General features: G+C 58.0%; 24 protein-coding genes and 1 pseudogene. 22 read left to right on the forward strand and 3 right to left on the reverse strand.

Features of this window, described 5'->3' with window-relative positions; translation table 11 throughout:
• Positions 1 to 8: 8 nt before the first annotated feature.
• Positions 9 to 728, reverse strand: a complete 720-nt coding sequence (locus tag AC5SSZ_RS12885) for a 3-oxoacid CoA-transferase subunit A (protein ID WP_007803187.1) — start codon at positions 726 to 728, stop codon at positions 9 to 11.
• A gap of 105 nt (positions 729 to 833) precedes the next feature.
• Between AC5SSZ_RS12885 and AC5SSZ_RS12890 the strand changes: the two genes are divergently transcribed.
• From AC5SSZ_RS12890 to AC5SSZ_RS12965, 16 genes are all read left to right on the forward strand, one after another.
• Entirely contained in the window at positions 834 to 1,592 is a 759-nt protein-coding gene (locus AC5SSZ_RS12890; protein ID WP_008335451.1) for an IclR family transcriptional regulator domain-containing protein, read from the forward strand.
• A gap of 56 nt (positions 1,593 to 1,648) precedes the next feature.
• A complete protein-coding gene (locus tag AC5SSZ_RS12895) occupies positions 1,649 to 3,127 on the forward strand; it encodes an aldehyde dehydrogenase family protein (RefSeq protein WP_007803185.1) in 1,479 nt (492 codons plus the stop codon).
• A 126-nt stretch (positions 3,128 to 3,253) separates the two neighbouring features.
• Positions 3,254 to 4,105, forward strand: a complete 852-nt coding sequence (gene nadC / locus AC5SSZ_RS12900) for a carboxylating nicotinate-nucleotide diphosphorylase (protein ID WP_007803184.1) — start codon at positions 3,254 to 3,256, stop codon at positions 4,103 to 4,105.
• A gap of 132 nt (positions 4,106 to 4,237) precedes the next feature.
• Positions 4,238 to 6,007, forward strand: a complete 1,770-nt coding sequence (locus AC5SSZ_RS12905) for a thiamine pyrophosphate-binding protein (protein ID WP_040545931.1) — start codon at positions 4,238 to 4,240, stop codon at positions 6,005 to 6,007.
• Positions 6,007 to 7,041, forward strand: coding sequence for a 2-hydroxyacid dehydrogenase (locus AC5SSZ_RS12910; protein WP_007803182.1), 1,035 nt, complete (start codon positions 6,007 to 6,009; stop codon positions 7,039 to 7,041). The genes AC5SSZ_RS12905 and AC5SSZ_RS12910 overlap by 1 nt, the downstream gene beginning before the upstream one ends.
• A 386-nt stretch (positions 7,042 to 7,427) precedes the next feature.
• Entirely contained in the window at positions 7,428 to 7,955 is a 528-nt protein-coding gene (locus tag AC5SSZ_RS12915) for a MarR family winged helix-turn-helix transcriptional regulator (protein WP_229678654.1), read from the forward strand.
• Positions 7,956 to 8,265: 310 nt separating this feature from the next.
• The gene (locus tag AC5SSZ_RS12920) at positions 8,266 to 9,255 is read left to right on the forward strand and encodes a TAXI family TRAP transporter solute-binding subunit (protein WP_076626055.1); all 990 of its coding nucleotides are present in this window, start codon (positions 8,266 to 8,268) and stop codon (positions 9,253 to 9,255) included.
• Between the two features lie 220 nt (positions 9,256 to 9,475).
• Positions 9,476 to 11,326 carry a TRAP transporter permease gene (locus AC5SSZ_RS12925; protein ID WP_007803178.1) on the forward strand — a complete coding sequence of 617 codons (1,851 nt, stop codon included), beginning with the start codon at positions 9,476 to 9,478 and terminating at the stop codon, positions 11,324 to 11,326.
• A gap of 200 nt (positions 11,327 to 11,526) precedes the next feature.
• Positions 11,527 to 12,102, forward strand: a complete 576-nt coding sequence (locus tag AC5SSZ_RS12930) for a putative antibiotic biosynthesis monooxygenase (RefSeq protein ID WP_040545926.1) — start codon at positions 11,527 to 11,529, stop codon at positions 12,100 to 12,102.
• A 311-nt stretch (positions 12,103 to 12,413) separates the two neighbouring features.
• On the forward strand, positions 12,414 to 13,694 hold the full coding sequence (locus AC5SSZ_RS12935; protein ID WP_040545925.1) for a Rieske 2Fe-2S domain-containing protein: 1,281 nt from the start codon (positions 12,414 to 12,416) through the stop codon (positions 13,692 to 13,694).
• Positions 13,695 to 13,821: 127 nt separating this feature from the next.
• Complete coding sequence (locus tag AC5SSZ_RS12940) at positions 13,822 to 14,964, forward strand: alpha-hydroxy acid oxidase (RefSeq protein WP_495438355.1); 1,143 nt, start codon at positions 13,822 to 13,824, stop codon at positions 14,962 to 14,964.
• A 129-nt stretch (positions 14,965 to 15,093) separates the two neighbouring features.
• Complete coding sequence (locus AC5SSZ_RS12945; RefSeq protein ID WP_007803173.1) at positions 15,094 to 16,032, forward strand: PDR/VanB family oxidoreductase; 939 nt, start codon at positions 15,094 to 15,096, stop codon at positions 16,030 to 16,032.
• Positions 15,989 to 17,209 carry a Gfo/Idh/MocA family protein gene (locus AC5SSZ_RS12950; protein WP_256359826.1) on the forward strand — a complete coding sequence of 407 codons (1,221 nt, stop codon included), beginning with the start codon at positions 15,989 to 15,991 and terminating at the stop codon, positions 17,207 to 17,209. The genes AC5SSZ_RS12945 and AC5SSZ_RS12950 overlap by 44 nt, the downstream gene beginning before the upstream one ends.
• Entirely contained in the window at positions 17,206 to 18,198 is a 993-nt protein-coding gene (locus AC5SSZ_RS12955) for an ABC transporter substrate-binding protein (protein WP_274566166.1), read from the forward strand. The genes AC5SSZ_RS12950 and AC5SSZ_RS12955 overlap by 4 nt, the downstream gene beginning before the upstream one ends.
• Before the next feature lie 13 nt (positions 18,199 to 18,211).
• Positions 18,212 to 18,655 carry a hypothetical protein gene (locus tag AC5SSZ_RS12960; protein ID WP_274566165.1) on the forward strand — a complete coding sequence of 148 codons (444 nt, stop codon included), beginning with the start codon at positions 18,212 to 18,214 and terminating at the stop codon, positions 18,653 to 18,655.
• Between the two features lie 27 nt (positions 18,656 to 18,682).
• Positions 18,683 to 19,618, forward strand: coding sequence for an EamA family transporter (locus AC5SSZ_RS12965; protein ID WP_007803166.1), 936 nt, complete (start codon positions 18,683 to 18,685; stop codon positions 19,616 to 19,618).
• Here the strand turns inward: AC5SSZ_RS12965 and AC5SSZ_RS12970 are convergent.
• Entirely contained in the window at positions 19,615 to 20,067 is a 453-nt protein-coding gene (locus tag AC5SSZ_RS12970) for a MarR family winged helix-turn-helix transcriptional regulator (RefSeq protein ID WP_229678653.1), read from the reverse strand. The genes AC5SSZ_RS12965 and AC5SSZ_RS12970 overlap by 4 nt on opposite strands.
• A 115-nt stretch (positions 20,068 to 20,182) precedes the next feature.
• Between AC5SSZ_RS12970 and AC5SSZ_RS12975 the strand changes: the two genes are divergently transcribed.
• From AC5SSZ_RS12975 to AC5SSZ_RS12990, 4 genes and pseudogenes are all read left to right on the forward strand, one after another.
• A complete protein-coding gene (locus AC5SSZ_RS12975) occupies positions 20,183 to 20,548 on the forward strand; it encodes a Rieske (2Fe-2S) protein (RefSeq protein WP_495438356.1) in 366 nt (121 codons plus the stop codon).
• Positions 20,535 to 20,834: a hypothetical protein gene (locus tag AC5SSZ_RS12980; RefSeq protein ID WP_274566160.1), complete on the forward strand. Its 300-nt coding sequence runs from the start codon at positions 20,535 to 20,537 to the stop codon at positions 20,832 to 20,834. Before AC5SSZ_RS12975 ends, AC5SSZ_RS12980 begins: the two co-directional genes overlap by 14 nt.
• 41 nt (positions 20,835 to 20,875) lie before the next feature.
• On the forward strand, positions 20,876 to 22,093 hold the full coding sequence (locus tag AC5SSZ_RS12985) for an amidohydrolase family protein (protein WP_437161079.1): 1,218 nt from the start codon (positions 20,876 to 20,878) through the stop codon (positions 22,091 to 22,093).
• Positions 22,094 to 22,487: 394 nt separating this feature from the next.
• Positions 22,488 to 23,150 (forward strand): annotated as a pseudogene (locus AC5SSZ_RS12990) (IS3 family transposase); the annotation flags it as partial.
• Positions 23,151 to 23,481: 331 nt separating this feature from the next.
• On the opposite strand, the gene AC5SSZ_RS12995 reads toward AC5SSZ_RS12990, so the two are convergent.
• A complete protein-coding gene (locus AC5SSZ_RS12995) occupies positions 23,482 to 24,033 on the reverse strand; it encodes a MarR family winged helix-turn-helix transcriptional regulator (protein ID WP_082032860.1) in 552 nt (183 codons plus the stop codon).
• Between the two features lie 93 nt (positions 24,034 to 24,126).
• On the opposite strand from AC5SSZ_RS12995, the gene AC5SSZ_RS13000 reads away from it, so the two are divergent.
• Together AC5SSZ_RS13000 and AC5SSZ_RS13005 are read left to right on the forward strand one after the other, a co-directional pair.
• On the forward strand, positions 24,127 to 24,837 hold the full coding sequence (locus AC5SSZ_RS13000) for an alpha/beta fold hydrolase (RefSeq protein WP_495438357.1): 711 nt from the start codon (positions 24,127 to 24,129) through the stop codon (positions 24,835 to 24,837).
• Positions 24,838 to 24,900: 63 nt separating this feature from the next.
• The gene (locus tag AC5SSZ_RS13005; RefSeq protein WP_495438358.1) at positions 24,901 to 25,818 is read left to right on the forward strand and encodes an alpha/beta fold hydrolase; all 918 of its coding nucleotides are present in this window, start codon (positions 24,901 to 24,903) and stop codon (positions 25,816 to 25,818) included.
• Positions 25,819 to 25,957 lie beyond the last annotated feature (139 nt).

Below are 25,957 nucleotides of genomic sequence, written 5' to 3' on the forward strand. Positions count from 1 at the left end.
ACCGGACATCAGTAGACCACCCCCCTACGCACGAGTACTTCTTCTTGTTGAGGCGCGGGAACCTCGACAATCTTGTCGACGAAGATTCCGGGGGTAACTACCGCCTCAGGATCGATGGAGCCGGGTGCGCGGAGGTTGGAGACCTGCGCAATCGTGCGATCGGCAGCCATCGCCATCAACGGATTGAAGTTCCGGCCAGCCAAACGATAGGTAAGGTTGCCGGTCTCGTCACCATCATGGCCTTTGATCAGGGCGAAGTCGGCCTTCAACCACAACTCTTGCACGTACATCTTGCCGTCGAACGTCTCTGTCGGCTTGCCTTCGGCAAGCTCGGTACCAAAAGAAGTTGGCGTATAAAAAGCGGGAATGCCTGCTCCGCGCGCGCGAATGCGTTCGGCCAATGTACCCTGCGGGATCAACTCGAGCTCGATTTCGCTTGCCAGGTATTTTTCGTTGAATGCCTCGGCGTTGGAGCTGCGCGGGAAAGAGCAGATCATCTTCCTGACCATCCCCGCTTTGATCATCGCGGCGATTCCGATCGCGCCGTTTCCCGCGTTATTGTTTATCACGGTAAGATTCTTGGGGCTGCCGGTGGCACGAAAGCGGTCGATTAAAGCGTGGATCAGTTCGATCGGGGCTCCGGAGCCTCCAAAGCCACCGATCATAACCTGTACGCCATCGGGGATATCCGCAACCGCGTCAGCGAGGCTGGGCGATGTTTTGTTCATCAGGATCCTCCTTACATTCACTTCGAAATATCCCTAGATTACCGCCGTAGCGAGTAAAATGTTCATATATTGATCTTTTTTCAACATGTGTATATCAACGTTCGCATGTTGAACAATCCCACCGACTACATCGCCTCGCTCGCCAAGGGGCTGAAAGTGATCGAAGCCTTCGGACCCACATCCCCGCGTCTTTCGATATCCGAAGCTGCCGTCGCCAGTGGCTTGGATCGCGCTGCTACGCGACGCGTACTGTTGACGCTCCACCGCGAAGGTTACGCCGACTATGACGGTAAGTTTTTTACTCTTACCCCGCGCATCCTACGGCTCGGAGTGGCCGCACTTGCTTCCCTACCGCTCTCGCAGATTGTCCAACCTTGGCTTGACCAACTCTCCGAGCAAATTGGTCAAAGCTGTTCCGTGGCACTGCTCGATGAGACCGAGATCGTGTATATCGCGCGCGCGGCGCAGAAACGTGTGATGTCCATCGGGCTCATGCCTGGGTCACGACTCCCCGCCCATTGCACCTCGATGGGAAGGGTTCTGTTGGCTGCGCTGCCTCGCGAAGAGGCTGACCTGCTTGTCAGACGCTCGGACCTTACCCCGCGGACCAAGTTCTCAATACTCGACCCAGTTCAGACCTTGTGCCGGATCGATGCTGCGAGAGAGGACGGATATGCGTTTGTGGACCAGGAAGTGGAAACGGGTTTACGGTCAATCGCTGTTCCGCTGAATGATCGCAAGGGTTTGACCGTCGCTGCTCTCAATATCGGTTTGTCGTCTGCCGGCTGGACACCGAAGCAGACGATTGAAACATACTTGCCGCACTTGCTTGGCGTCCAATCGGCCCTCGGGCGGGTTCTCTGATTGACATTATTTAGAAGTCTAAGTTATTAGGGCCTCAAGCCGGGAGGATACCTTAGATGGAAAATCTGAAACTAGACGCGAAGCTCTCTCTTCAAGAACCAGCCCATCTCTACTACGGCGGCGCATGGGTGCCGCCACTAGAGGGAAAGTACGAAGACACTTTCAACCCAGGAACCGGCGAGCGGATCGGGTCGGTTGCGACGGCAAGTCGCGCCGATGTCGATGCGGCGGTTGCGGCAGCGAAAGAAGGGTTCGAGGTATGGCGGGATGTTGTGCCGCTGGAACGCGCACGTATCCTGAAGGAAATCGCAAATCTCTTGCGAAAGCATGGCGATGAACTGGCGATGATGGACGCTGCAAACTGTGGCAACCCCTATACTGAAATGCGCGGCGACGCCGCGATTGCGGCAGCGCAGATGGAGTTTTTCGCCGGTCTTGTGACCGAAATGAAGGGTGATACGATCCCTATGGGACCAGAGCGCATCAACATGACCCTACGCCAGCCGATGGGCGTGGTTGCAAGGATTCTTGCCTTTAATCATCCGTTCATGTTCTGCGGCGGAAAGATGGCAGCGCCTCTGGCCGCAGGCAATGCCGTCATCATCAAGCCGCCGGTTCAGGCTCCGTTGTCTTCGCTGCGGCTGGCGGAGCTCATCGATGGCCTGCTGCCTAAAGGCACGTTCAATGTTCTGCCGGGCGGCGTCGAGGCAGGAGCTGGGCTGGCCGAACATCCCGACGTCGCCAAGGTCACACTCATCGGCTCCGTACCCGCGGGCCGGGCGGTGATGCGCAGCGCGAGCGACACCGTCAAACCAGTGCTGCTCGAACTCGGCGGCAAGAACGCGCTGATCGCCTATCCGGACAGCGATCCGAAGAAGATCGCCGATGCGATCGTCGGCGGCATGAATTTCGGCTGGTGCGGGCAATCTTGCGGATCGACGAGCCGCGCTTTCTTGCATGTAGACATCCACGATGCGGTCATCTCACATCTCAAAGCGGCTGTCGAACGGTACAAGCCAGGCATTCCGACAGAGCCGGAGACCACGATGGGGGCGATCGTCAGCCGGACACAGTTCGATCGGATCATGGACTTCATCGAATCCGCCATGAGCGAAGGCGCGCGTGCCGTAACCGGCGGCCATGCGGTGACCGAAGGTGCGCTGGCACAGGGAAGCTTCATCGCGCCGACGATTTTTGCGGATGTAACGCCGCAGATGCGTATCGCTCGCGAAGAGATTTTCGGGCCAGTTCTGGCGGTCCGCAAATGGTCGGACGAAGATTCCATGCTGAACGAGGTCAACGCACTTGAGCTGGGGCTGACCTGCGCAATTTGGACTCGGGACTTGGTTACGGCTCATCGCACGGCTGCTCGTGTCGAGGCCGGGTTTGTTTGGGTTAACGAAGTTGGCCGGCATTTCCTTGGTGCCCCGTTCGGTGGGGTCAAACAATCGGGTATCGGGCGCGAAGAAGGTATTGGCGAGCTGATTTCCTTCACCCATGAAAAGAATGTGCATATCAATCTGTCGGGTCAGTAACCCGGTGCAGAGGTAATGTGCGAACGGGGTCTGGGATCCAAAAGCTTTTTCTTTATTGATTGCTTTGGCCGGGATGAGACCATCCCTTCCTACCCTTTCTGCAAACCGACAAGGATCTGAAAAATAATGAGCAATGTTGCGAACGTCCCCGATATCATCCTCGAACCTATGGTTCGGAACGCCATTGTGGAGGACCTGGGTGCAGCAGGCGACGTGACAACCCGTTCCGTTCTGCCTGAAGGCACGCGCTACAAGGCGCAAATGCGTGCACGGCAGGACGCGGTTGTTTCTGGGATGCAGGTGGCCTCTCTGGCGTTTCGGCTGATTGATCCCGATCTTATTGTCGAGACTGTTGTCGCGGATGGTACGGCCTGCAAAACGGGCGATACCTTGATGCGTATAGAGGGATCGGCGGCGTCGATCCTTGCCGCAGAGCGTGTTGCCCTGAACTTTGCCGGGCGGTTGTCCGGGACGGCAACTTTGACAGCGTCCTATGTGCAGGAACTTGCGGGTACCAAGACACGTATCACCTGTACACGCAAAACCACACCGGGGCTGAAGCTTGTCGAGAAACTCGCGATTTTGCATGGCGGCGGCCACAATCACCGGTTTTCCCTGTCCGATGCAATCCTGATCAAGGACAACCATATCGCAGCGGCTGGTGGCATCAAACAGGTGTTGGAAGCCGTTCAGCGAAATGTGGGTCACATGGTCGTGGTCGAGATCGAGATCGACGGTTTGCATCAGTTGGACGAGGTGCTTCAGACCGGGGGCGCAGATGTCATCATGTTTGACAATATGTCGACCGAAGACATGGCCGAAGCCGTAAAGCGCATTGACGGGCGGGCGAAGACAGAAGCCAGCGGGAATGTGACCCTTGGCCGTTTGCGCGAAATCGCATCGGCAAATGTGGATTATATTTCCTCCGGTGCTTTGACCCATTCGGCGGGGACCGTCGATTTCGGTTTGGATTTCTGATCCTCTGAACCGCTCCAGACCGTCTGAAATGCAAAATGCCCGCCCTTTCGGCGGGCAATAAATACCTATTGCGTACGCCTTTCAAAATGGGGCGCTGCTGCATCAACACTTCATAAGGAAAGGCCAAAACACATGACAGAGCACAGGCTGTATCAGGTTGAGCGCCCAGTATCGTCGGATAGTTTGGGAGTTTGGGGTAGCGATGTATTTGCGGATATGTTGCGAGGTTTGGGGGTGAAGTATGTTGCGCTGAACCCTGGGTCGAGCTTTCGGGGTTTGCATGACAGCCTTGTGAACCACCTTGGTAATGAAGATCCGCAGATGCTGTTGTGTCTGCACGAAGAGCATGCGGTTGCGATTGCACATGGCTATGCGAAGGTGACGGGGGAGCCATTGGCGGTGATTCTGCACAGCAACGTGGGTCTGATGCATGGGACGATGGCGATCTTCAACGCATGGTGTGATCGGGTTCCTGTGCTGATCTATGGTGCGACGGGGCCGGTTGATGCGGCGCTGCGGCGTCCTTGGATTGACTGGCTCCATACCTGCCGTGACCAGGCGTCGATGATCCGGAATTATGTGAAATGGGACGATCAGCCTGGCTCGATGGAGGCGGCGCTGGAATCGATGTTGCGTGCGGATGTGATCGCGCGGAGCGAGCCGAAAGGGCCGACCTATGTGAACTTTGATGTGTCGATCCAGGAAAAGCAGCACGCGCAGGCCCCGGCGCTGCCGGATTTTGCGCGTTACCAGCCGCCTTTGCCTGCGGCTCCTTCGGCCGAAGGCGTGGCACGTGCGGCGGACCTGCTGAAGAACGCCAAGGCGCCTGTGGTGCTGGCGGGGCGGGTGTCGCGCGATCCGGCGGATTGGGCGCGGCGTGTGGCCTTTGTCGAGGGGCTGGGGGCGAAGGTTCTGACGGATATCCGGATCGGGGCGTCTTTCCCGACGGATCACCCGCGGCATCGGGGTAAACCAGCCTTCTTCATCGACGACGCGGCGGGCGCGGTGCTGCGCGAGGCCGATGTGATCCTGAGTCTGGACTGGCTGGATGTCGCGGGTACGCTGAAACTGGCGGGCGAAGTGACGGCGCAGGTGATCCAGGCGTCGCTGGATTATCAGCTGCACAATGGCTGGGGGATGGAGCATCAGGCGCTGCCTGCGCTGGATCTGCACCTGGCCTGTGGCCCGGATGTTGCGATGCATGCGATTGCCGATGCCCTGGGTGTAGGGGCGGGCGAGATGCCCGGTGATTTGCCGGTCAAACCCGCGCTGAACGCCCCCGATGCAGATGTTGAGCTTGATATCATGACGCTGGCCGGGGCGCTTGGCGAAGGTTTGGAAGGTGTCTGTGCCAGCTTTGTGCGTTGGCCGTTGGGTTGGGCGGGCGAGGCGTGGCACTTCCGTCATCCGCTGGACTTCCTGGGTTCGGATGGCGGCGCGGGGATCGGCTCGGGTCCTGGGATGCTGATCGGGGCGGCGCTGGCGCTGAAAGACAGCGACCGGCTGCCTGTTGCGGTTCTTGGGGACGGCGACTTCATGATGGCGGCCTCGGCATTTTGGACGGCGGCGCATTATGGCACTCCGTTCCTGGCGGTGGTGTCGAACAATCGCTCGTTCTACAATGACGAGGTGCACCAGGAACGCGTGGCAGTGGCCCGCAACCGCCCGGTCGAGAACAAGTGGATCGGCCAGCGTATCGGTGATCCGGATATCGACATTGCCGGAGTTGCGCGGGCGCAGGGCTGCGAAGGGATCGGCCCGGTCTTTACCGCGGGCGAGCTGGTCGAGGCGATCAAACAGGGCGTCGAGATGGTGCGCGCGGGCAAGAGCGTAGTGATCGATGCACGTGTCCAGCCGGGGTATAACCCCAACATGGTCGCTGGCCTGACGCGGAGCGACTGATGATGACCCCGAAGATCTATATTGCGCAGGATCCTGTGCTGGAAGAGGTGTTGGACACCGCAACGGATCGGCTGCGGGCCGAAGGCTGGGAGGTCGTTCGCGGCCCCCAGATCACCCCGGGTGTTCCGCTGCGGCTGACGGAAGAGCAACGGCAGGCGCTGCTGTCGGACGTTGATATCATCGTGGCCAGCTCGCGGTCGCGGCTGAGCGAGGCGGATCTGGATGCCTCACCACGGCTGCGGGCGCTGGTCTTTCCGACGATCGGGGTGGATGCGGTCGATCTGGAGGCCTGTGCCGCGCGTGGTCTGATCGTGGCCAATGGTGCAACGCCCGAGAACTTTCTGGCGATGTCAGAGGCGACAGTGATGCTGATGCTGGTGCTGCTGTACCGGCTGCATGAATCCGAACGCCTGCTACGCGAAAATGCGGGCCGGCCGCAGCAGATGTATGCGCGGATGGTGCGGGGCCGGACGATCGGCCTGATCGGGTCTGGCCGGATTGGGGCCGGGGTGATCGAGCGACTGCTGGCGTTCGAGCCGGCACAGATCCTGGTGCACGATCCGTTCCTGACACCTGACACCGCACCCGCGGGCGTACGGTTGGTGGAGCGCGACGCGCTGCTGACCACGTCCGATGTGGTCAGCCTGCATGTGCCGCTCAACGCGCAGACGCGAGGCATGATTGCCGAGGCGGAACTGCGCGCGATGAAGACAAATGCGGTTCTGATCAACACCTCGCGCGGGGGTCTCATTGACGAGGATGCGCTGGTGCGGGTGATGACAGCAGGACACCTGGCCGGTGCGGGGCTGGACGTGACGGAAACCGAACCGCTGCCCGCCGACCACCCGCTGCGCGGCCTCGACCGGGTGATCCTCACCCCGCATATCCTGGGCCACACCATTGATCTCTACACGGTCATGCCCGACGTCCTCGTCGAAAACGCAACACGCATCATGAAAGGTGATCTGCCGACATATGTCAGGAACCCCGATGTGGTGGAACGCTGGCGACAAAAGTTGAACGATCTGAACTGACCAACCCCTCCGCGCGAACGGTGTGCACAGCCGAACTGCAGAGCCTATGTTCCTTGCACCTATTGAATGGCCGTGAACCGCGCCGGGTTTGCCGGAGGCGTTACACAACGGTTGCCCGGCGCTGTGCGGCACAGTGGTGCAAGGCAGGTGTCGGCGCATGATGGTCGCGTACTGGAAAGCAACCGGCGCACAATCCCGACACAGGGGCAAAACCACCCCGGAAGAAAGTCCATACTCGGGCCCAACGATAGGCACCCCGGCTTCCATGTCTTGACTTTGTACCAAGGCTCGGCACCTATGTTGCGCGCGCCACAACTCTGGAGTTCTTAGCTATCAAGTCCGGGCGGGCGCGCTGTTTGGATAAAAACCATGTGTGGAGACAGGCCGTGAGCGATGCGATGAAAGAAAAGCAATCAAGCCACGTACCTGTCCAACCCGACGAGCGCATGGCCCGGCTGGTGCGACTGGCGGCCCGCGGGTTCAACCGGGCGCTTCAACTTCGACTGCAAACGGAAAATGTTACGTTCGGTCAGTGGATTTTCCTGCGCATCCTCTGGCAGGAAGACGGGTTGTCGCAACGCGAACTGAGCGACCGGGCGCATCTCACCGAACCCACCGCCCACACCGCGCTCATCAAAATGGAAGAATTGGGTTTCATAGAGCGACGCAACGTCGAGGGCAACAAACGGCGCCAGCACGCGTTTCTGACGCGGAAGGGCTTGGAGCTGCGCGACGTTCTCGAACCTCTGGCGCTCGAAGTGAACGATGCAGCGATGGCGGGACTGTCCAAGAAAGCTCAGGAAGACTTGCGACACGCACTTGCCGTGATGATCCGGAACCTCGAAAATGACGAACAGGATGCGGCCGCCAGAGGGGTCCGTGTTCCCCCGACCAAGGGCAACACAGCAAACTGAATCGCGAGCCATGCGTGCCGAGGGTCCGGCGCGGGCCATTCAATGGCGGTGGCGGACATAGAGAGCCTATGGGGGCGGGGGTTTGAGGCCTGCTGCTCCGGGGCTCCACGGGTTGATAGTGCGTCACGACAAAGCACCTACGCCGGACACACGGCTTCGGCGTGTTCCGCGTCAGGAACTATGACCTGAGTGGCTTTCGCTGAACAATAATCTCGACTTCAATCAGGGTTGACGGGTGCGAGTGGATAGACTATTGGCATTAAAGATAGATATCTAATATTAGATGTCTACTGAAAACAGGGAGGAAGACATGAAATTTCCAATCAAAGCCGTTGCCGCATCGATCGGCCTTGCGGTTCTTGCGAGCGCTGCTTCCGCAGAAAGCGTTAATGTGACCCTTTCAGGCGGCAATCCCTCGGGGCTTTGGTCGCTTCTGGGCGCTGGTATTGACCGTGCCGTCAAGGCGGATGACCCGAGCGGCGTGGTGACCTATCAGGCCACCGGGGGTGGCTTTGCGAACATCGGCCTTCTGGGCCGTGAACGGACCGACCTGGGGATGGCACATGATGCCGAGATCAAGCTGGCCCTCGCAGGGGACGAACCGTTTGACGCGCCGATCGAGAACCTTCAAGCCATCGGCTACATGTACAACTGGGCGCCGATGCACTTCTTCATCAAGAAGTCTCTTGCCGAAGAATATGGCATCGACAGCATTGACGACCTCGCGACGTCCGGCGCGGCGATCCGTGTTGCGAACAACAATGCCGGGAACATCGTCGCCAACATCACGACCTTCATGCTCGAAGAGGCGGGCTACGACGAAGCCACGATCGAGTCCAATGGCGGCGTGCTTGTCCGCGGTGGTTCGTCACAGCAAGCAGATCTGATTGCAGACGGCCGCACCGATATGGTGATCAACGGCATTTTCATCGGACATTCGTCGTTCCGTAAAGTTGACGAGGGCAATGACGTCGTGTTGCTCAGCGTTCCCGAAAACATCATCGCTGCGACCAACGAGCGTTTCGGAACCGGCACGTTCACAATTCCAGCCGACAGCTACAAGAACCAGACCGAAGATGTCGTCACGCTCGCACTGGGTGCGATGGTAATCACTTCCGATGTACTGCCGGAAGAAACTGGCTACATGCTCGCAAAGAGCATCGCGTCCAATATCGACGAGATCCGCGGCGTGCATAAGGCGATGCAGGCGCTCACACCGGAACTTCTGACGTCGCAGACCACGCTGCCGTTCCATCCTGGTGCGGAGCGTGCCTACAAGGAACTGGGTCTGCTCAAGTAAGGTCGATCCCGCGATCCGGCCGGCGCGCGCTGCAACGACACGCGCCGGCCCACTCATGGACTGCACAGAGCAATGCCCCGCGGTGGCTACGTGAGATGTCACGTCATGTCATCGCGCGGCCCATACATCGCGGTTCTTTCTCTTCTCTGCCTTATACGGGGTCTACATGAATTTTCCTTCGCTTACAGAAACCGGTCGTCGTAGAAATTTAGGCTCGCCGATGAGAACCATCGTCATGGTTCTGGCGGCGGCATTCGCGGTTTGGGTAATCCACTCGAACCTCTTCATCATCTCCGATCCGCTCATTCAGGGCATTCTGTTCGTATCGGGCATTTTCACGATTCTCTTCCTCGCGATCGGCGCGACCTCGCGCGCGCCGGACAGCATTCCGATCTATGATTGGGTTCTCTCTGCGCTGAGCCTGGCCACAGGGGTGTATTTCTACGTGACCTCGGGAGCGATTGCGGACCGGATCAGTCTACTCGACGAATTCACAACCGATCAGTTTTTCTTTGGCTCAGCCTTGTTGTTTCTGACCATCGAAGCGACCCGCCGGACCACCGGCCTAGGCCTGACCGGCGTTGTCGCCCTCTTCCTGATTTATAATCTGTTTGGCTCTCTTCTGCCGCCGCCATTCGGGCATCGCGTCAGCGAGTTCAGCTATCTCTTGGATATTCTGGTTTTCACCACCGATGGACTTTTTGGCGTGCCGCTTCAGGTCGTTGCCAGCTATGTTTTCCTGTTCGTGATGTTTGGAACATTCCTGGCCAAGGCCGGGGGAGGGGACTTCTTTTTCAACCTTGCAGCGCTTGTGACCGGCAATGCGCGCGGCGGCCCCGCCAAAATCGCGATCATTTCGTCGGGCCTGTACGGCACGATGTCCGGGAGCCCAACATCCGATGTTGTTGCAACGGGGTCGATCACGATCCCTGTCATGAAGCGACTCGGCTATCGGGCACGGTTCGCGGGGGCGGTGGAAGTCGCGGCGTCGTCTGGCGGAAGCGCGATGCCTCCGATCATGGGGTCAGCAGCCTTCATCATGGCCGAGTATTCCGGCATTTCCTACAACGCCATCGTGCTCGCCGCTCTGGTGCCGGCGCTTCTATACTACACGGGTGTCTTCGCTCAGGTTCACTTCCGGTCAGTCAAGCACAACCTTCGACCCTCTGCAGACGAAATACCTTCAGCAAAGGAAACATTCAGGACCGGATGGGTTTTCCTGCTGCCGATCATCGGCATCATCGTCGCCCTCATTCTGGGGTATTCCCCGACCTTCACAGCCGGTGTCGGAGTTCTAGTAACCATCCTGTCCGCGATGATGCTGAAAGACACACGGCTGTCACTGTGGCAGTTGGTGGAAGGGCTGGGGGCGACTACGCTCCAGATTCTGCCAGTCGCCGGCGCTTGTGCCGCGGCCGGTCTTGTGATTGGCGGCTTGTCGATGACCGGCCTTGGAATGAAATCCGCGAACGTCATTTTGACTGTCAGCAACATGCAACCACTGCTGACACTCGTTATCGCCGCGGTCGTCACGATTGTTCTCGGTCTCGGGATGCCAACGCCCAGTGCGTATATCCTGGCAGCCGTGCTGGTCGGACCGGCGCTGGCAAAGCTCGGTTTCCCGACGTTGCCGAGCCAGATGTTTCTGCTCTACTATGCGATTCTCTCGGCACTTACGCCACCGATCGCCGTGGCAGCAATCGCGGCCTCAGCGATCGCCGACGAAGACCCCTTCAAGATCGCTTTCTCCGCAGTCCGGCTGGCCATCGTCGGCTTCCTTCTGCCCTTCGCCTTCGTGTGGAACCCAGGCATCCTCCTAGAGCTCGGTCCTCTGGCAAACACTTTGGCCGTAGTGGGCGCCTTTGCCGGAGCACTCGCGGTCGCAGCCTCTCTGGAAGGCTTGGTCAAGACGCAACTCAGTGCAGTCGAACGGGGCGTACTGCCAATCGCTGCGATTGGCGCCGTAAGCCCTTACTTGGCGGTATCCGCGATCTGTATTTTAGTGATTGTCGCAATGCTATTCCGGCAGATCGCATTCACGACAGAAAACGCCCGCGTGGACAGTGCCTAGCTGTGGCGCCTCAGCAGGTTGACCCGATTGAAGCGCAGTCTGGTCATCGAGGGATTCAACCCAGAGACGGCATGTGGCCTGGGCCAATTTTTAAGGTTGGTCCGGGCCGGTCGGCCTATGACGCGGAACACAGGCGGCTACTTCCATAGGTGGGAGCTGATCACTTCGCAACCGGCGCAAAGTATTTCGAGGTTCAGGAAATGAATGAAACACCGGGGCCGGAAGAACTTGGGCCAAAACAGCTTAGTATTGGCACCGACGCGATCCCCGAGCTGTCGGTTTCCATCAGAGCACCCCTTGCACAGGCCGCGGTCGTCGCGAAGGCGATAAACGATGCCGCTCTGTATCACCTAGATTGGAACCGATTTGACGCTCGCATGTCCCTACAGAATCAGACTGGCATTGACCAGATCATCTTTTCGGTGACCTTGCTTGGGGAAGAAGCATCCGTTTCGCTCCGAGACGGAATGGCCGCCTTGGCCCATGATCTCGAAGAGAGGCTGAGCTTCGCTTCGGTGACTGTAGGGCACCAGGTGCCGGCCAACGGTACTGACCCGAAACCGCCAGCCGCGCCGCGCTATTGGAAGGCCTGGGTCACCAGCATGCTGGGTGTCTATCCCCTGCTGATCCTTATCTACTACGCGCTGCAACCGCTCACGCAAAACCTTCCAGGTCCCGTGTCTCTGTTTCTTGTTGCGCTGGTGCTCACCGGAGTGAACGGTGTCTACGTTGCGCCGTTTCTGGGCAAGAGATTGCGTCCATGGCTCACACGGTGAAGCGAGATGGTTCGCTTGCCGCGACTTATGCACAGGCTGGCTGCCATGACACCTCAGAGACGGGCCCGGCAAGCCGCTGTCGGGGAGGTTCCGGACCACAATTGCGCGAAAGTATCTCGGTTTTGCGATCTCGTCAGCTTGATCTAGTTCAGAACCCGCTATTTCGGACAACAAGTTAGGTCGATACCTACAACGCGGGAAAAAAAAGTGGCAGGTTACGTTGACAGATAAAACTTAGAGAGCTAAGAATAGTTGAGAGGTCGAAAACCACTCATCCACTGAAAGAGTCGGATGCCATTGGAGGAGCCCAGATGCTTACACCCGAAGAGAATGAACTGCTTACACGCGTAACGGGGGATGCCCCGATGGCGCGACTTATGCGTCAGCATTGGACGCCTGTATGCCTGATCGAAGAGGTTGAAGAGTCGGACGGCAAACCGCTTCGAGTCGAAGTTCTCGGCGAAAGCTATGTCGCGTTCCGGGATACCAAGGGTCGTCTGGGAATGCTGGATGAGCTTTGCCCGCACAGAAAGGCCTCTCTGGTCTATGGCCGTAACGAGGAATGTGGGCTGCGCTGCCTCTATCACGGCTGGAAGATGGATGTTGAAGGCAATGTCGTCGCAATGTCTTCAGAGCCGGAAGGCAGTCCATTGATGGACAAGGTCAAACATCGTTCCTACCCCGTGCGGGAGTGGGGCGGCTTCGTCTGGGCTTGGCTCGGCGAGAAAGATGATATGCCCGAGTTCCAGCCGCCGGCCTTTGCGCCAACCGAAGACACCCCAGTTTCGATCCTGAAGATTCGCGTGCCCGCCAACTGGGCGCAGATTCACGAGGGCCAGATCGATAGCGCGCATTCATCATCGCTCCATTCCTCGAATATGGTTCCGGCACGGGTCGAGGGCGCCGCGGCGGACGACAAATCATGGTACCGCCCATCGACAGACAAATCTCCGCGTATGCAGACTGAAACCACGAGCTACGGTTTCCATTACGCGGCGATCCGTAAGCCGATCAAAAACGCTCAGACGCACAACTATCTCCGGATCACCGAATTTATCGCGCCCTATTATTCGCTGATTCCGCCGAACAACAACTACCGGGTCGCCAGCGTCATCGTGCCGATCAATGACGATGAGACAGCGTTTCACTTCATAGCCTTCGACGGACCGAACGTTCCCTCCACTGAAGAGTGGCGCAAGTTTGCCCATGCCGTACCGGGTGAGGACGTGGACCACAAATGGCGCTCTCTCCGGACGTTGGAGAACGACTTCAAGCAGGACCGAGAAAGGATGAAAGAGGGCCACTTTACCGGCGTGGACGGCATTCCGAACGAAGATATTGTGATGTGGGTTTCGATGGGTAGCCGCGTACAGCGTCACACGGACATTCTTGGGGCCTCCGACCTGGCGATTGTCGAGTTCCGCCGCCTCATGGCCGATGCGGCAAAGAAAGTCGCCGAAGGTGGCCAGGCAATCGGCACCGAGTCGAAGATTCCGCAAAGGGTAATCGCCTCTCACGAGGGAGTGTATCCTAAGGACGTCGATTGGCGAACACTGGTGGACACGTCGAGCAAGACGGAAGCGGCGGAATAACTTGCGCACATGTTTCCTCCCTGAACCGTCCAAGGCCTCAAGGGGTTTTGGGCGGCTCTTTTTTCGTGGTGCCGTCGGACTTTCATAGCTTCCCTCGACGGATTCTGCTCGGCGGGCGACAGGCGTTATGACGACAGCAATCAATATCGAAGACTTGCGGGCGCAGGCACGGCGTCGCCTGCCACGGGTGGTGTTCGATTATTTGGATGGGGGCGCGGAATCGGAGGTGACGCTGCGGCACAATCGCAGTTCCTTCACGAATATCGTTCTCACGCCGCGAATCCTCAAAGGGGGGAGCGTCGATCTCACCTTGGAGCTGTTCGGGGAAACATACTCGAAGCCGTTTTTCATAGGGCCGACAGGGCTGAACGGCCTCTACTGGCCCCAGGGAGATCTGCACCTCGCCGCTGCGGCCGAACGAGCCGGGGTCGGGTTCACGGTTTCGACCGCCTCGAACACGACGCTGGAAGAGATCGCGCGGAGGAGCAAGGGTCCCCTCTGGTTCCAGCTTTATCCGTGGGGGAAGGGCGCATTCGCTGATGCGCTGATCGACCGGGCACAGGCGGCCGGTTACTCGGCTCTGGTACTGACTGTCGATTCACTCGTGGGCGGCAAGCGCGAACGTGATCTGCGGCACGGCTCCGCCCACGAAATCCGCATTGGCCCCCGGACTGTTCTCGATGGGCTTCTGCATCCTGCTTGGCTGACCTCCGTATGGCTCGGGCCGCACCGTCCCAGACTTGAGAACCTCTTGGACTTTGTCGGAAACAGCGCGAGCGACAGAGAACTGGCCGAGTTTACCCGATCTCAGCGGAACCCGGAGTTTTCTTGGGGAGATGTTCGCCGCATTCGGGAGAAATGGAAAGGCCCGCTGCTGATCAAGGGTATCATGTGCCCAGAAGATGCGATTGACGCGCAACGCGCCGGTGTGGATGGAATCGTCGTCTCGAACCATGGTGGCCGTCAGCTTGATGGCGCTCCTGCCACCATCGACGTACTCGCAGATATCATCGCGGCTCTTGATCGGAAGTTTCCGGTTCTGCTGGACGGCGGCATTCGTCGCGGCAGTGACATCGTGAAAGCCCTCGCCTTGGGTGCGAAGGGCATTCTGCTGGGTCGCGCGCCGCTCTATGGCTTGGCGGCGCAAGGCGAGGCGGGCGTGTCACGGGCGCTTTCGATCCTTGAAGAGGAGATGACGAGGACCATGACCTTTGTGGGCGCAAGATCCGTGTCTGCGGTCTCTGATTTCAACGTCGAAATTCGACGGTAATAAATGGTTCCTCCGCCAGTAGCGCTTGCACGATCAACGTTTTGGATGACTGCGTAGTTCAAGGTCGGTTGACACACATAACTTAGCTATCTAAACAAATTCACAATCACGACCATATGGGAGGACCTCATGGAGAATATCAAGATGCGCGTCGAGAAACGGCGTGACTTGACCCCGAGCATCGCCGAATTCACCCTGGTGCCGGTTGGGGCCGATGTGCTCCCTAGTTTCGATCCTGGTGCTCACATCACCTTGGAAACTCCGTCCGGAGCGATGCGTCGCTATTCACTGATCAACGATGGCAGCGACCCAAAGGAATTTGTTGTCGCGATCAAAAGAGAACCGAATTCGCGTGGGGGCTCCGCGTCGATGCACGAACAGGCGACCGTCGGGTCCGAGTTGACAGTCGAATTCCCGGAAAACGATTTCCCGCTAACCGATGTTCAGAAGTACCTGCTCATCGCCGGCGGTATCGGGATCACGCCGATTCTGTCGATGGCACGGTATCTCGACAAGAAGGGCAAGATGCTCAGAATCATCTACGTCAGCCGCAGTCCGGAGGAATCGGCCTATCTGGATGAACTGATGAGAGATTTCGATGGCCGGATCATTGTGCACCATGACGGCGGCGCTCCGGATGCAGTCTACGATTTCTGGGACGATCTCGTCACGCCCCGTGCCACTCACGTCTTCTGTTGTGGTCCGAAACCGCTGATGGATGAAATCAAGGCCGTTTCCGGGCACTGGCCGGAGGGGCGAGTTCACTTCGAGGATTTCAAGCCCGTCGATGTGGTGCGCCAAGACGATGTCTCTTTCGAAGTGGAGCTGAAAAAAAGTAGCGAAACCGTCACGGTGCCCGAAGATCGTTCGATCTTGGAGGCATTGCGTGACGCCGGATTCGCAACGTCCAGCTCCTGTGAAAGTGGCACATGCGGCACCTGCAAGATCCGCCTCCTCGAAGGGGAAGCTGACCATCGCGACATGGTGCTTATGGAAGAGGAAAAAAGCGACCATATAATGATTTGTGTATCGCGCGCGCTATCGGGGAGGCTGGTTCTTGACCTCTGATCCCGTCCGCCTCGGAGTTGCGGGATTGGGGCGGGCTTTCATGCTGATGGTCCCCACCTTTGATGCCGACGCACGCGTCAAGCTCACGGCCGCGGCCGCGCCGAGGGCGGAAAGCCGGGCCGCATTCGAAGAGCAATACGGCGGTGTCGCCTATCCGACTGTCGAGGAACTATGCGCCGATCCATCTGTGGAAGCGATCTACATCGCCACCCCGCACCAAATGCATGTAGATCACGTTCTGGCCGCGGCGCGCGCTGGAAAGCACATTCTCGTGGAAAAGCCGCTCGCGATCTCGATGGAAGACGCCGAGACCATGGTCGCCGCCGCGAACGAGGCGGGGGTTCACCTGATCGTTGGGCCCAGCCACAGTTTCGATCCGCCGGTCGAGCTGGCCGCGCAGTTGATCGCGAGCGGCAAGTTCGGCCAGCTGAGAATGATCCAGGCCCTTAACTACACTGACTTCCTGTATCGTCCCCGACGCCCGGAGGAGCTGCGCACCGAAGAAGGAGGAGGGGTGCTGTTCAGCCAGGCCATCCACCAGATCGACGTGGTCCGACGGCTTGCGGGCGGCATGGGAGAGAAGATTTATGCCATGACCGGGGCATGGGATCCAAAGCGTCCAACAGAAGGCGCCTTTACGGCGCTGATGAACTTTGAGGGTGGATGCGTCGCCAATCTCACCTATTCGGGCTATGCCCATTTCGATAGCGACATTTGGATGAACGACGTCGGAGAGCTGGGGCAGCGAAAACTCGCCGGCGCCTATGGCGATGCAAGGCGGGCGCTGATGGACCTCGATCCCGATGACGAGGCGCGCCTCAAGACGACGCGCACATTCGGCAGCGGTAAGACGGTCGACGCAAAGCACAACGAGCATTTTGGCCCAGTCATCGCGCTTTGCGACCGTGCCGACCTAAAGCTGACTCCGGACGGAGTTGAAGTATTTGGTGACACCGAGCGTGGCTTCATCGAAGTGACATTCGGGCCCGCGCCACGTAGAACCGTGAACGATGCACTGGTAGCCGCTGTCCGCCAGAACAAGGCCCCCGTCCAGACGGGCGCGTGGGGTCTGGCAAGCCTGGAGGTTTGCCATGCGATCCTGCAGTCCGCCTCGACCGGCCAACCTGTCGACCTGCGGCAACAATGCAAAACAAATGAGGAGGAACAAACTGGATGAGCAATCTCAAACTATCCCTTGCCATGGGAAATTATGACCGGACGCGTGCCATTGTGGATGGAAGAGTGCAGATAGACGGTGTCGATCCCGTGCCCATGCTACTGTCCCCAGAGGAAATGTTCTTCCGGGCATTCCGCCACGAAGCTTTCGATATCAGCGAAATTTCGTTGTCCTCCTATTCGATCTCGGTCGCCCGCGGAAATCCGCACTATGTCGCGATCCCGGTCTTTCTGAGCCGGGCATTCCGTCACACTTCAGTCTACATTCGAACCGACAAAGGGATCGACACGCCGCAGGATCTAAAGGGCAAGCGCATTGGCATCGCCGAATACCAGCTGTCCGCCAATGTCTGGGTGCGCGGCATTCTCGAAGAGGAATACGGTGTCAAACCCTCCGACATCATCTGGGTGCGCGGCGGTATGGATACGCCGGGCCGGCCCGAAAAGATCAAGGTTCAGTTACCCGACAATATCCGCATGGAAGAGGCGCCAGTTGGCAGCACGCTGAATGGCATGCTCGAGGCCGGTGAGATCGACGGCTTCGTCGGCCCGCGTTGGCCGCGTTGTTTCGCCGAGCGGCATCCGCACGTAGGTCGGCTCTTTGCAGACAGCATCGCTACGGCCGAAGCCTATTTCGAAAAGACACGGATCTTTCCGATCATGCATGTCCTTGGGGTGCGCCGCAGCCTCGCAGAAGAATACCCGTTCCTACCCGCCGCCCTGCTCAAGGCGTTCACGCAATCGAAGCTGTTGGCAGAAGAAGCTCTGTCTGACACCTCGGCAACGAAAGTAACGATGCCCTTCGTCGAGGATAATCTCAACCGCGTGCATGCGCTAATGGGTGACGACCCATGGAGCTATGGCGTCGGCGGCAACGCCCATGTCCTGAACAAGTTTTTGGATTACCACGCGAGTCAGGGTCTGTCCCCGCGCCGAGTGGAGATCGAAGAACTGTTCCATCCCTCGACCCTAGAAGCCTACAGCCTTTAAGAGGAGCGCCACAATGGAAGAGTACGCACCCGGAGATATCGTCGAGGTCGAAACACCGAAGGGGTTGGCTTACGTGCAGCTCACCCATACCCACCCGAGCTATCCTCCCGTGGTCAAGTTCCTCCCGGGGCCTTACGAGCACCGGCCCGACAATGTGACTGTATTGGCCGAAAAACCCGCACCGATGGCCATGGTACCCTTAACAGGGGCATTGAATCGGTTAGGGTTGAAGCACGCGCTTGCCGGAAGGTCGGACATTCCGCATTCGGAAAGAAGTTTCCCGATTTTCCGGATGCCGATTCGCGACAAGCAAGGCGAGATCATCTATTGGTGGTTCTGGGACGGCCAAGGGTTGACCTATTCTACCGAGCTGATGGAGCAGCAGGAGACGCTGCCAATGCGCGAGGTTATATCCTCAGACCACTTCCTGGATCAGTTGCTGGCCCATGACAAGTAGCAGGTACAATCCGCGCCGACACGCGCGATGACTGCGGGGTTCGGCGGCCTCTTGGCCGCGTTCGGAGCGTTCTGCTACGCCTTGAGTTCGGTTTCCATTGCCAAGAGTTCCCAATCGGTTCAAGGCCGCGGCAACGACGTTCTTATCTCTGTGCTGATGACCGCCGTTGTCTCCGGGGCGCTTTGGCTGCTCCTGGGTCCAACGATGCCGGAACTTGGACGCGGTGTACTCATTGGTGTGGCCTATTTCGTTGCAGCCGGGGTGCTTGGCAACGTTGTCGGCCGTCTTACGCTGTTTCGCTCCGTAGAGCTTGCCGGAGCCATCGAGACCGGTTTCATCCGACGCCTGATACCGGTGTTTGCGGCGCTGTTGGCGTTCTTTCTGCTGGGTGAGGTCATCACCACACCTGTGGTCATCGCCTTCTTTCTGGTTACCAGCGGCGTGGTGGTCATGATGTCACGCGCTTCTGTCAAATCGGCTTCTGACTTAGCGGTCGGAGAGCCCGACCCTCTAGAGAGGAACAAGGGCCGCGCGATGGCCGTAGCGTCGGCCGCCGGATATGGTGGCTCTTTCGTCTCCCGAAAACTCGCGATGCAGACTTTGCCAGACCCTCTGGCCGGCGTGTTCATCGGTGCGATGACGGGTCTAATGTGGTTCGCGGTCTCCTGGGTGTTCCGGTTCAAATCGCGCAACGCGCTGTCCTGGCGAATTCAGCGGCCGAGCGGGTGGCAACTTCTGGCTGGCGGTTCGATGACCGTTGGACAAGTGGCGCTGTTCTTTTCGCTTATATTTACTGATGTGACCGTCGTCGCGATCATGTCATCGATCGAGATGTTCTTTGCCGCCTGGCTCGCAGGCCATATCTTCAAAACCGAACGGCGCCCAGGTCCCAGATTCTACCTGGCGTCTGCACTGGCCGCGACCGGTGTGACACTTCTCGCCCTTGCGCCAAGGTTTGGTTAGCGGGACTGGCAACACACGCTTGCGAGATTATCCAGAAGCTTGTCCATCGCAGCGAAAAGGCGACCCAACTCGTCGGGTTCAAATCCCGCCGAGGCGTGATCTGCCGCGAGACGCGCAGATTTCATTGCGCCATCGATCCTTCGAAGGCCTGTGTCAGTCAGGTCGACATGAACCACGCGCCGGTCGGACTGGCTGCGGTTACGCGTGATAAGATCTCGCTTTTCGAGCTCGTCCAGTACGCGTGTAGATGACGCCTTTTCGATGCCCAGCAACCCGGAAAGCTCGGATTGTTTTAGTTTGCCTTCCTCTCTCAGGCACCGGAGATGAATGTACTGCGCCATGCTGAGCCCGGTTTCGCGCAACTGCTCCTGCAGCAGCTTACCATAAAGATGATGCGCCAGGCGGAGCGACGCCCCAAGACCACGTTTCCTAGAAGGTGATTGCGGCACGATTTGCGCCCCCCTAATTTAGATGTCTTATTTCTTGACAATTCTAAAGCCACTCTTATAGTAAGGCAATCTTACTAACTTGAAGCAAGACTGGGCAACAGACGGAGGAGCTAAGATGCCAGAAAGATTGCTATGTGCGGTGTCGGACTTGAGCGACAAGACGGCAAAGATTTGCGAGGTCGACGGGGTCGAGATCGGGGTCATTCGGCACAAAGGAGACATCGTTGCATATAAGAACGTGTGTCCGCACCAAGGTGGCCCGGTATGCGAAGGCCTAAAGATGCCGCAGGTCTGCGTCGAACTCGACGACCAGCAGCGCGCGCTCCGGCAGACCTTCAACGAAGACGAACTGCATTTCGTTTGCCCGTGGCATGGCTGGGAATTCAAGATTGCGACGGGCGAAGCGGTCGGCGATCCGAAATACAAAATGAAACGCTACAACGTGGTGGAGAGAGGGGGTGAGGTCTATGTCGAAATTTGATCAAATAGCCACTGAAGCTCCTGCTCTGGACGCATCGCTCGATGCTGTCCTGAATGCACTTCGCAACCCCGAAAGCAGTGGCCTGCGCGCCGAGCAACTTCAGGCGCTGCTTTCACACGCTGTGACTGCATATGCAAAACTTCGCGAAACCAATGACGGCTTGCCCGCATTCCCACGAGACAACGATGTCTCGGCGACAGCTGTCGCCATCGCCGCGACCGGCATTCTCGATGCCGCCGATATGGCGGTGTTCGAGTTGGGCATGTGGCAGACACTAAATCCGTAACACGAGGGGAGAGAGATAAAATGTCATTAACGGGCAACACGATGAACTACAGTTCGGATAACGATCCGGCGATCCAGGAATTTAATACCAGCAAGCTGCTGAAGAACGCACGTAAGCAAGCGGAAGATCGCAACTACAAAGACTTCTTCATTTGCGATGTGGACAGCCACCACTATGAGACTGAGGCCTTGCCGGAAATCCTGCAGTACATGGACGACCCAGTGATGCGCCATCTTGGCTTGTCAGCCGGTAACGTTGGTCGAGCCGGCCTTATTCCGCAGGCGATCGGTTCGCAGGACATGGCTGGGCGCGTGACGCGCTATGCGGGTCGGGACAAAGAAATTGTCCCCGAAGAGCCGCACCGCGACATCACTTTGGCCCGGCGCTGGATGGACGCGATGGGTACGGATATGGCGTGCCTTTTCCCAACCCCAATGCTGCTGTTGGCGACGCACCCCCAAGTCGAGGTCGAGGTGGCAATGGCCCGCGCCTATAACCGTTGGCTGAGCGAGCGCATTCTTGAAGAAGACAATCGCCTCGTATCCATGGTCTATCTGCCCATGAACGAGCCGCACGAAGCCGAGAAGATGATTGACGAGTTCGCCGAAAAGAAAGGCGTCGTTGGGTTCCTTTCGACTGGCTATCTCAAGCGCCCAGTGCATGACAGCGCAAACATGCGTATTTATGCCAAACTGGAAGAGCACGGAATGCCTCTTGGCTTCCACGCGGCTTATCACTGGGCCGACACCTCGTTGGCACAGCTGAACAAGTTTATCTCAGTTCACGCGCTTGGTTTCAGCTTCTGTAACATCATCCACATGACCAACTGGGTTATGAACGGCATGCCCGAGCGTTTCCCAAAATTGAAAACCATGTGGATCGAAAGTGGTCTGGCTTGGGTTCCCTTCCTGATGCAACGGCTGGACAACGAGTACATGATGCGTACATCCGATGCCCCGCTCTTGAAGAAAAAACCCAGCGATTACATGCGCGAGATGTTCTACTCTACGCAGCCGATGGAGCTGGTGGACAACCGCGAAGCGTTGGAGGTCACCTTCAAGATGATAAACGCAGAATCGCAGTTGCTCTATTCGTCCGACTACCCGCATTGGGATATGGATCTTCCGAGCACGATCTATGATCTTCCGTTCTTGGACGAGAAGGCCAAGCGGAGCATTCTAGGTGGAAACGCGCAGAAACTGTTCAATCTTGACCCAGTTATGTCCGAGTGGAAACTGGAGGCAAACGCCAAAGGTTGACGCCGTTCTCGTCGTCCGTTTCCAACAGGACACGCATATACGGATCGCTGCGAGGCTGCCCGGAGAACATCCGGGTGGCCTTTTTCATGCTCGAGCGGCGCGCAGTTTGTCTAACGGCGTGAGCGTCCGTTGAACCCGCCCTAACGGTGTCGAGGATGATGTGACCCCCGGAATCGCCCTCGATTCTGGTTAGGGTTTTTCGCTAGATTTCCCAGGCTGGGAGAGGAGCGGAAACGCATGAAGGCATCGAAGTTCACGGACGCGTAGAAGGCGTTCATCATCAAGCAGGCCGAGGACGGGACGCCCGTCGCGGAGGTCTGCCCGAAAGAGGACGCTGGTCGATGAGATGCTGGCGGATTGGCAGGTGTCGATCCGCCAGGCCTGTGCGGTGATCCGGTTCGGATACCGTCGTGTCCATGTGCTGTTGAAGCGCGAGGGCTAGGAGATCAATGCTAAGTAGACCTATCGCATTTACAAGGAATTGGGCATGCAGCTCAGGAACAAGACGCCCAAGCGGCGGGTGAAGGCGAAGCTACGAGAGGACTGTACGGAAGCCGTTGGGCCGAACGATGTCTGGGCCATGGACTTCGTGCATGACCGACTGGCAACGGGGCGGAAGATCAGAGTTCTGACGGTTGTCGACACCTTCTCAGGCTTCGTGCCGGTGCTTGATCCGCGGTTCAGCTATCGAGGCGAGGATGTGGTCGCTACGCTCGAGCGGGTATGCCGCCGTATCGGCTATTCGGCCACGATCCGGGTCGACCAGGGCAGCGAGTTCATCTCGCGCGACATGGACCTTTGGGCCTACCAGCGCGGCATCACGCTCGACTTCTCGAGACCAGGCAAACCGACGGACAATCCCTTCATCGAGGCGTTCAATGGGCGATTCCGGGGAGAATGCCTGAACAGCCATTGGTTCATGAGCCTTGAAGATGCGGCGGAAAAGTTGGAGGCTTGGCATAGAGACTACAACGAGGAACGGCCGCACAGCGCCATCGGGCACAAAGTCCCGGCGTACCTGATGAAAACAGCGCACGACACCAGCCCGTGTACCTGATCAAAGGGCGGAAACTCTGACAACCGCCGAGGGCGCGTTGGGTAGCACATTACATAGGCGGCCCAGGAAATCTTCTGTCACACGTTTGATGGAGAAAATCTGGTCGTTGTTGTCTATATCTTCCTCCGATCTGCGGTCATTCGAAATGGCCTCTGATTTTAGGTGAGCATGCTCTTGCGGTTCCACTCTTCAGCAATTTTCTGCCCACTTGACTGGTCACCGCCGATTGGAATGTCGGCTTTTTTATCGCTGACGGGTGAGGTCCTAGGTTTCCAAAGGAAATAGCCGCCCACTGCACATGCAATAAGAAGTGCCCCTTTGACGCTTGGGGTTAATCGACGAATTTACGGCGCATGCGCCGTGCGCTCGCATCCAGATCGTCGCTCTTGCCAGTCCAACCTGGAACGCCGCCAGCGATCTTCGTCAGTAGCGACATATATTGCCGCCGCTCCGCCTTTGAAAGGGGCGCCAGCATGGACGCCTCCCTGGCCATGAGTTCGGGAATGAATGCACTATACGCACGCCGTCCCAGATCGGTCAGGTAGAGCAATTGACGGCGATTATCACCCGGATCGACATCTCGTGTAATCATGCCATTTTTGTTCAGCGCGTTAACTGCACGGCTTACATTGGTCTTGGAATGACCGGTCAGATCGCACATTTCCTGGGCCGCCACGCCATCGCGAAACGACAAAAAAAGCAGCAAGATCGCCTCGGATCGCTTCAGGCCAAGCTCATTTTCAATAACCCTGAATAAGGGCTCTCGATAGAAGTTGAGAATATAGGAGGCTTTGTAGGCGAACGGTATTTCAGTACCGTTCAGGATCACATCGCGGTCCTGTAAACCCACATCCTTCTCATTTTTGCTTTCATCGGGTTTCATAGTTGCAATTGGGACTAATTATAGTTGCATATGGAACGAATTCATCCTATCATATATACACTGAATAACATCTTAACGCCATGGGAGGTAATCATGAAAATCATATTGGTGCATGGAGGCTGGCAGGGCGGCTGGGCGTGGGACGACGTCGCCGCAGCGCTTGAAGAGAAGGGCCATGAGACCTTCCACCCCACAATGTTGGGCCACGAAAAGGACGACGACAGGGCCGGGGTGACAATTTCCAAAATTGCCGACGACCTCATTGCCAGGATCAAGGACCAAGGCTGGACAGAGTTCGCAATAGTCGGACATAGCGGCGGCGGCCCGCTGGCGCAATTGGTGGCTGACGCTATGCCGGATGCAGTAAAAAACATTACCTTTGTGGACGCCTGGGTCCTGCACGATGGCGAATGCATAAATGATGTACTGCCCGCAGAACTCGTGGGAGGTCTGACCGCGATGGCCAGCGCATCTCCTGACGACACGGTCCCCATGACCCGGGAGTTGTGGGGCAGAGCTTTCATGCAGGACGCCAATGCGGAAAGCTTGGACCGGCTTGCGCAGCGGTTGATACCCTGCCCGATGGGATGGCTCGATCAACCGATCCGCCTCAACAGCTTCTGGCGAAGCAAACACCCATCTGCCTACGTCTTCCTCAAAGAAGATATGGCCATGCCTGCTGAGGTCTATCGCAACATGGCGTCCCGCCTGGAAAATCCCAAAACCGCCGAAAGTCCCGGCAGCCATCAGGCGATGATGACACGCCCACGCGAATTGGCCGACACCATCGACAGCGTCCTCTGATGCGTCCCAATGCATTGATCCCTGGAGGGTGCAGCTTCAGGTTCCCCAAGGCAATGGAATCCAATGATTGAGGACGCATGCCTGTCCAAAACATCCGGCCCCCTTGGGCTGGATTGCGTTTACGCCGACATCATTGCCCCGGCTGACACCGATTTCGCAAGAACCCACGTCATGGTACACGGCGGCATGCACACTGGCGCCTGCTGGATGCGGACGCCGGATAACCGGGAAGGTTGGGCTATACGGCTCGCTCGCACCGGTGATCGCGTCATATGCGTCGATTGGCCGGGGTGCGGCCGCAGCGGTTATGTCCCGCCCGAAAAGTTGACGGGACAGCTCGTTGCCGACCAGATAGCTGCGGCGGTAAAAACTCTCAAGGGCGAAATCATCCTCTGGACCCATTCTATGGGCGGCGCCATTGGCTGGCGGATTGCCGAATTGCTGGCCGGCCGGCTCAGCCGTTTGGTCGCGATCGCGCCTGGCCCGCCTGGCAACATCCAGCCAGTCGCCAAACTGATGTCTCAAGGCCCGGATCGATTGACCATGGAATTTGCCGGCGTTCCACTCGATGTACATCCGAACGGGCCGGTTGTGCTCAGCCATGAGGCAGCCCGCGCCAAACTCATAGGCTCAAGCACGCAGTTTCCCCGTCAACACACTGACAGCTACCTTGCCGGACTGCAGGCAGTCCCTCGACAACTTTTTCTGGAGCGTGTCAATTTCGAAGGTCAGCAATTGCGAATGTTGACCCCAAATGCACTGGCCGGGACCCAGGTTCTGATTGTCACCGGCGACAGCGACCCCGATCATCCCCCCGCTACGGACTCCGCTATCGGCGATTTCCTGACGGAACAGGGGATGATCAGCCGCTTTGTATACTTACCCGACCATGACATCACCGGAAACGGACACATGATGATGCTCGAACGCAACAGCGATCAGATCCTTGATCTTATCCTAGTTCTTATCAACGAGTCGTAGAGAATCAGCCCAACGCAAACACAGGATACGGGCTCTGCTCAGCGCTCGTCCAGTTGAGAAAATGGCGGGTATGACAGGGATTGAACCTGTGACTCTGGAGCAGCCCCCTGAAAGTGGTCCACCAACTGGGATAGCTTTG

It is taken from the genome of Phaeobacter sp. CC-HEC084, assembly GCF_059429255.1.

Coding starts and splice junctions, on each gene's coding strand:
- AC5SSZ_RS12890 (WP_008335451.1), top strand. CDS start 834: ATGTTGAACAATCCCACCGACTACATCGCCTCGCTCGCCAAGGGGCTG.
- AC5SSZ_RS12930 (WP_040545926.1), top strand. CDS start 11,527: ATGAATGAAACACCGGGGCCGGAAGAACTTGGGCCAAAACAGCTTAGT.
- AC5SSZ_RS12985 (WP_437161079.1), top strand. CDS start 20,876: ATGAACTACAGTTCGGATAACGATCCGGCGATCCAGGAATTTAATACC.
- AC5SSZ_RS12940 (WP_495438355.1), top strand. CDS start 13,822: ATGACGACAGCAATCAATATCGAAGACTTGCGGGCGCAGGCACGGCGT.
- AC5SSZ_RS12920 (WP_076626055.1), top strand. CDS start 8,266: ATGAAATTTCCAATCAAAGCCGTTGCCGCATCGATCGGCCTTGCGGTT.
- AC5SSZ_RS12975 (WP_495438356.1), top strand. CDS start 20,183: ATGCCAGAAAGATTGCTATGTGCGGTGTCGGACTTGAGCGACAAGACG.
- AC5SSZ_RS12980 (WP_274566160.1), top strand. CDS start 20,535: ATGTCGAAATTTGATCAAATAGCCACTGAAGCTCCTGCTCTGGACGCA.
- AC5SSZ_RS12965 (WP_007803166.1), top strand. CDS start 18,683: ATGACTGCGGGGTTCGGCGGCCTCTTGGCCGCGTTCGGAGCGTTCTGC.
- AC5SSZ_RS12910 (WP_007803182.1), top strand. CDS start 6,007: ATGATGACCCCGAAGATCTATATTGCGCAGGATCCTGTGCTGGAAGAG.
- AC5SSZ_RS12895 (WP_007803185.1), top strand. CDS start 1,649: ATGGAAAATCTGAAACTAGACGCGAAGCTCTCTCTTCAAGAACCAGCC.
- AC5SSZ_RS12935 (WP_040545925.1), top strand. CDS start 12,414: ATGCTTACACCCGAAGAGAATGAACTGCTTACACGCGTAACGGGGGAT.
- AC5SSZ_RS12955 (WP_274566166.1), top strand. CDS start 17,206: ATGAGCAATCTCAAACTATCCCTTGCCATGGGAAATTATGACCGGACG.
- AC5SSZ_RS12925 (WP_007803178.1), top strand. CDS start 9,476: ATGAGAACCATCGTCATGGTTCTGGCGGCGGCATTCGCGGTTTGGGTA.
- nadC (WP_007803184.1), top strand. CDS start 3,254: ATGAGCAATGTTGCGAACGTCCCCGATATCATCCTCGAACCTATGGTT.
- AC5SSZ_RS12885 (WP_007803187.1), bottom strand. CDS start 728: ATGAACAAAACATCGCCCAGCCTCGCTGACGCGGTTGCGGATATCCCC.
- AC5SSZ_RS12945 (WP_007803173.1), top strand. CDS start 15,094: ATGGAGAATATCAAGATGCGCGTCGAGAAACGGCGTGACTTGACCCCG.
- AC5SSZ_RS12995 (WP_082032860.1), bottom strand. CDS start 24,033: ATGAAACCCGATGAAAGCAAAAATGAGAAGGATGTGGGTTTACAGGAC.
- AC5SSZ_RS13005 (WP_495438358.1), top strand. CDS start 24,901: ATGATTGAGGACGCATGCCTGTCCAAAACATCCGGCCCCCTTGGGCTG.
- AC5SSZ_RS12905 (WP_040545931.1), top strand. CDS start 4,238: ATGACAGAGCACAGGCTGTATCAGGTTGAGCGCCCAGTATCGTCGGAT.
- AC5SSZ_RS12960 (WP_274566165.1), top strand. CDS start 18,212: ATGGAAGAGTACGCACCCGGAGATATCGTCGAGGTCGAAACACCGAAG.
- AC5SSZ_RS13000 (WP_495438357.1), top strand. CDS start 24,127: ATGAAAATCATATTGGTGCATGGAGGCTGGCAGGGCGGCTGGGCGTGG.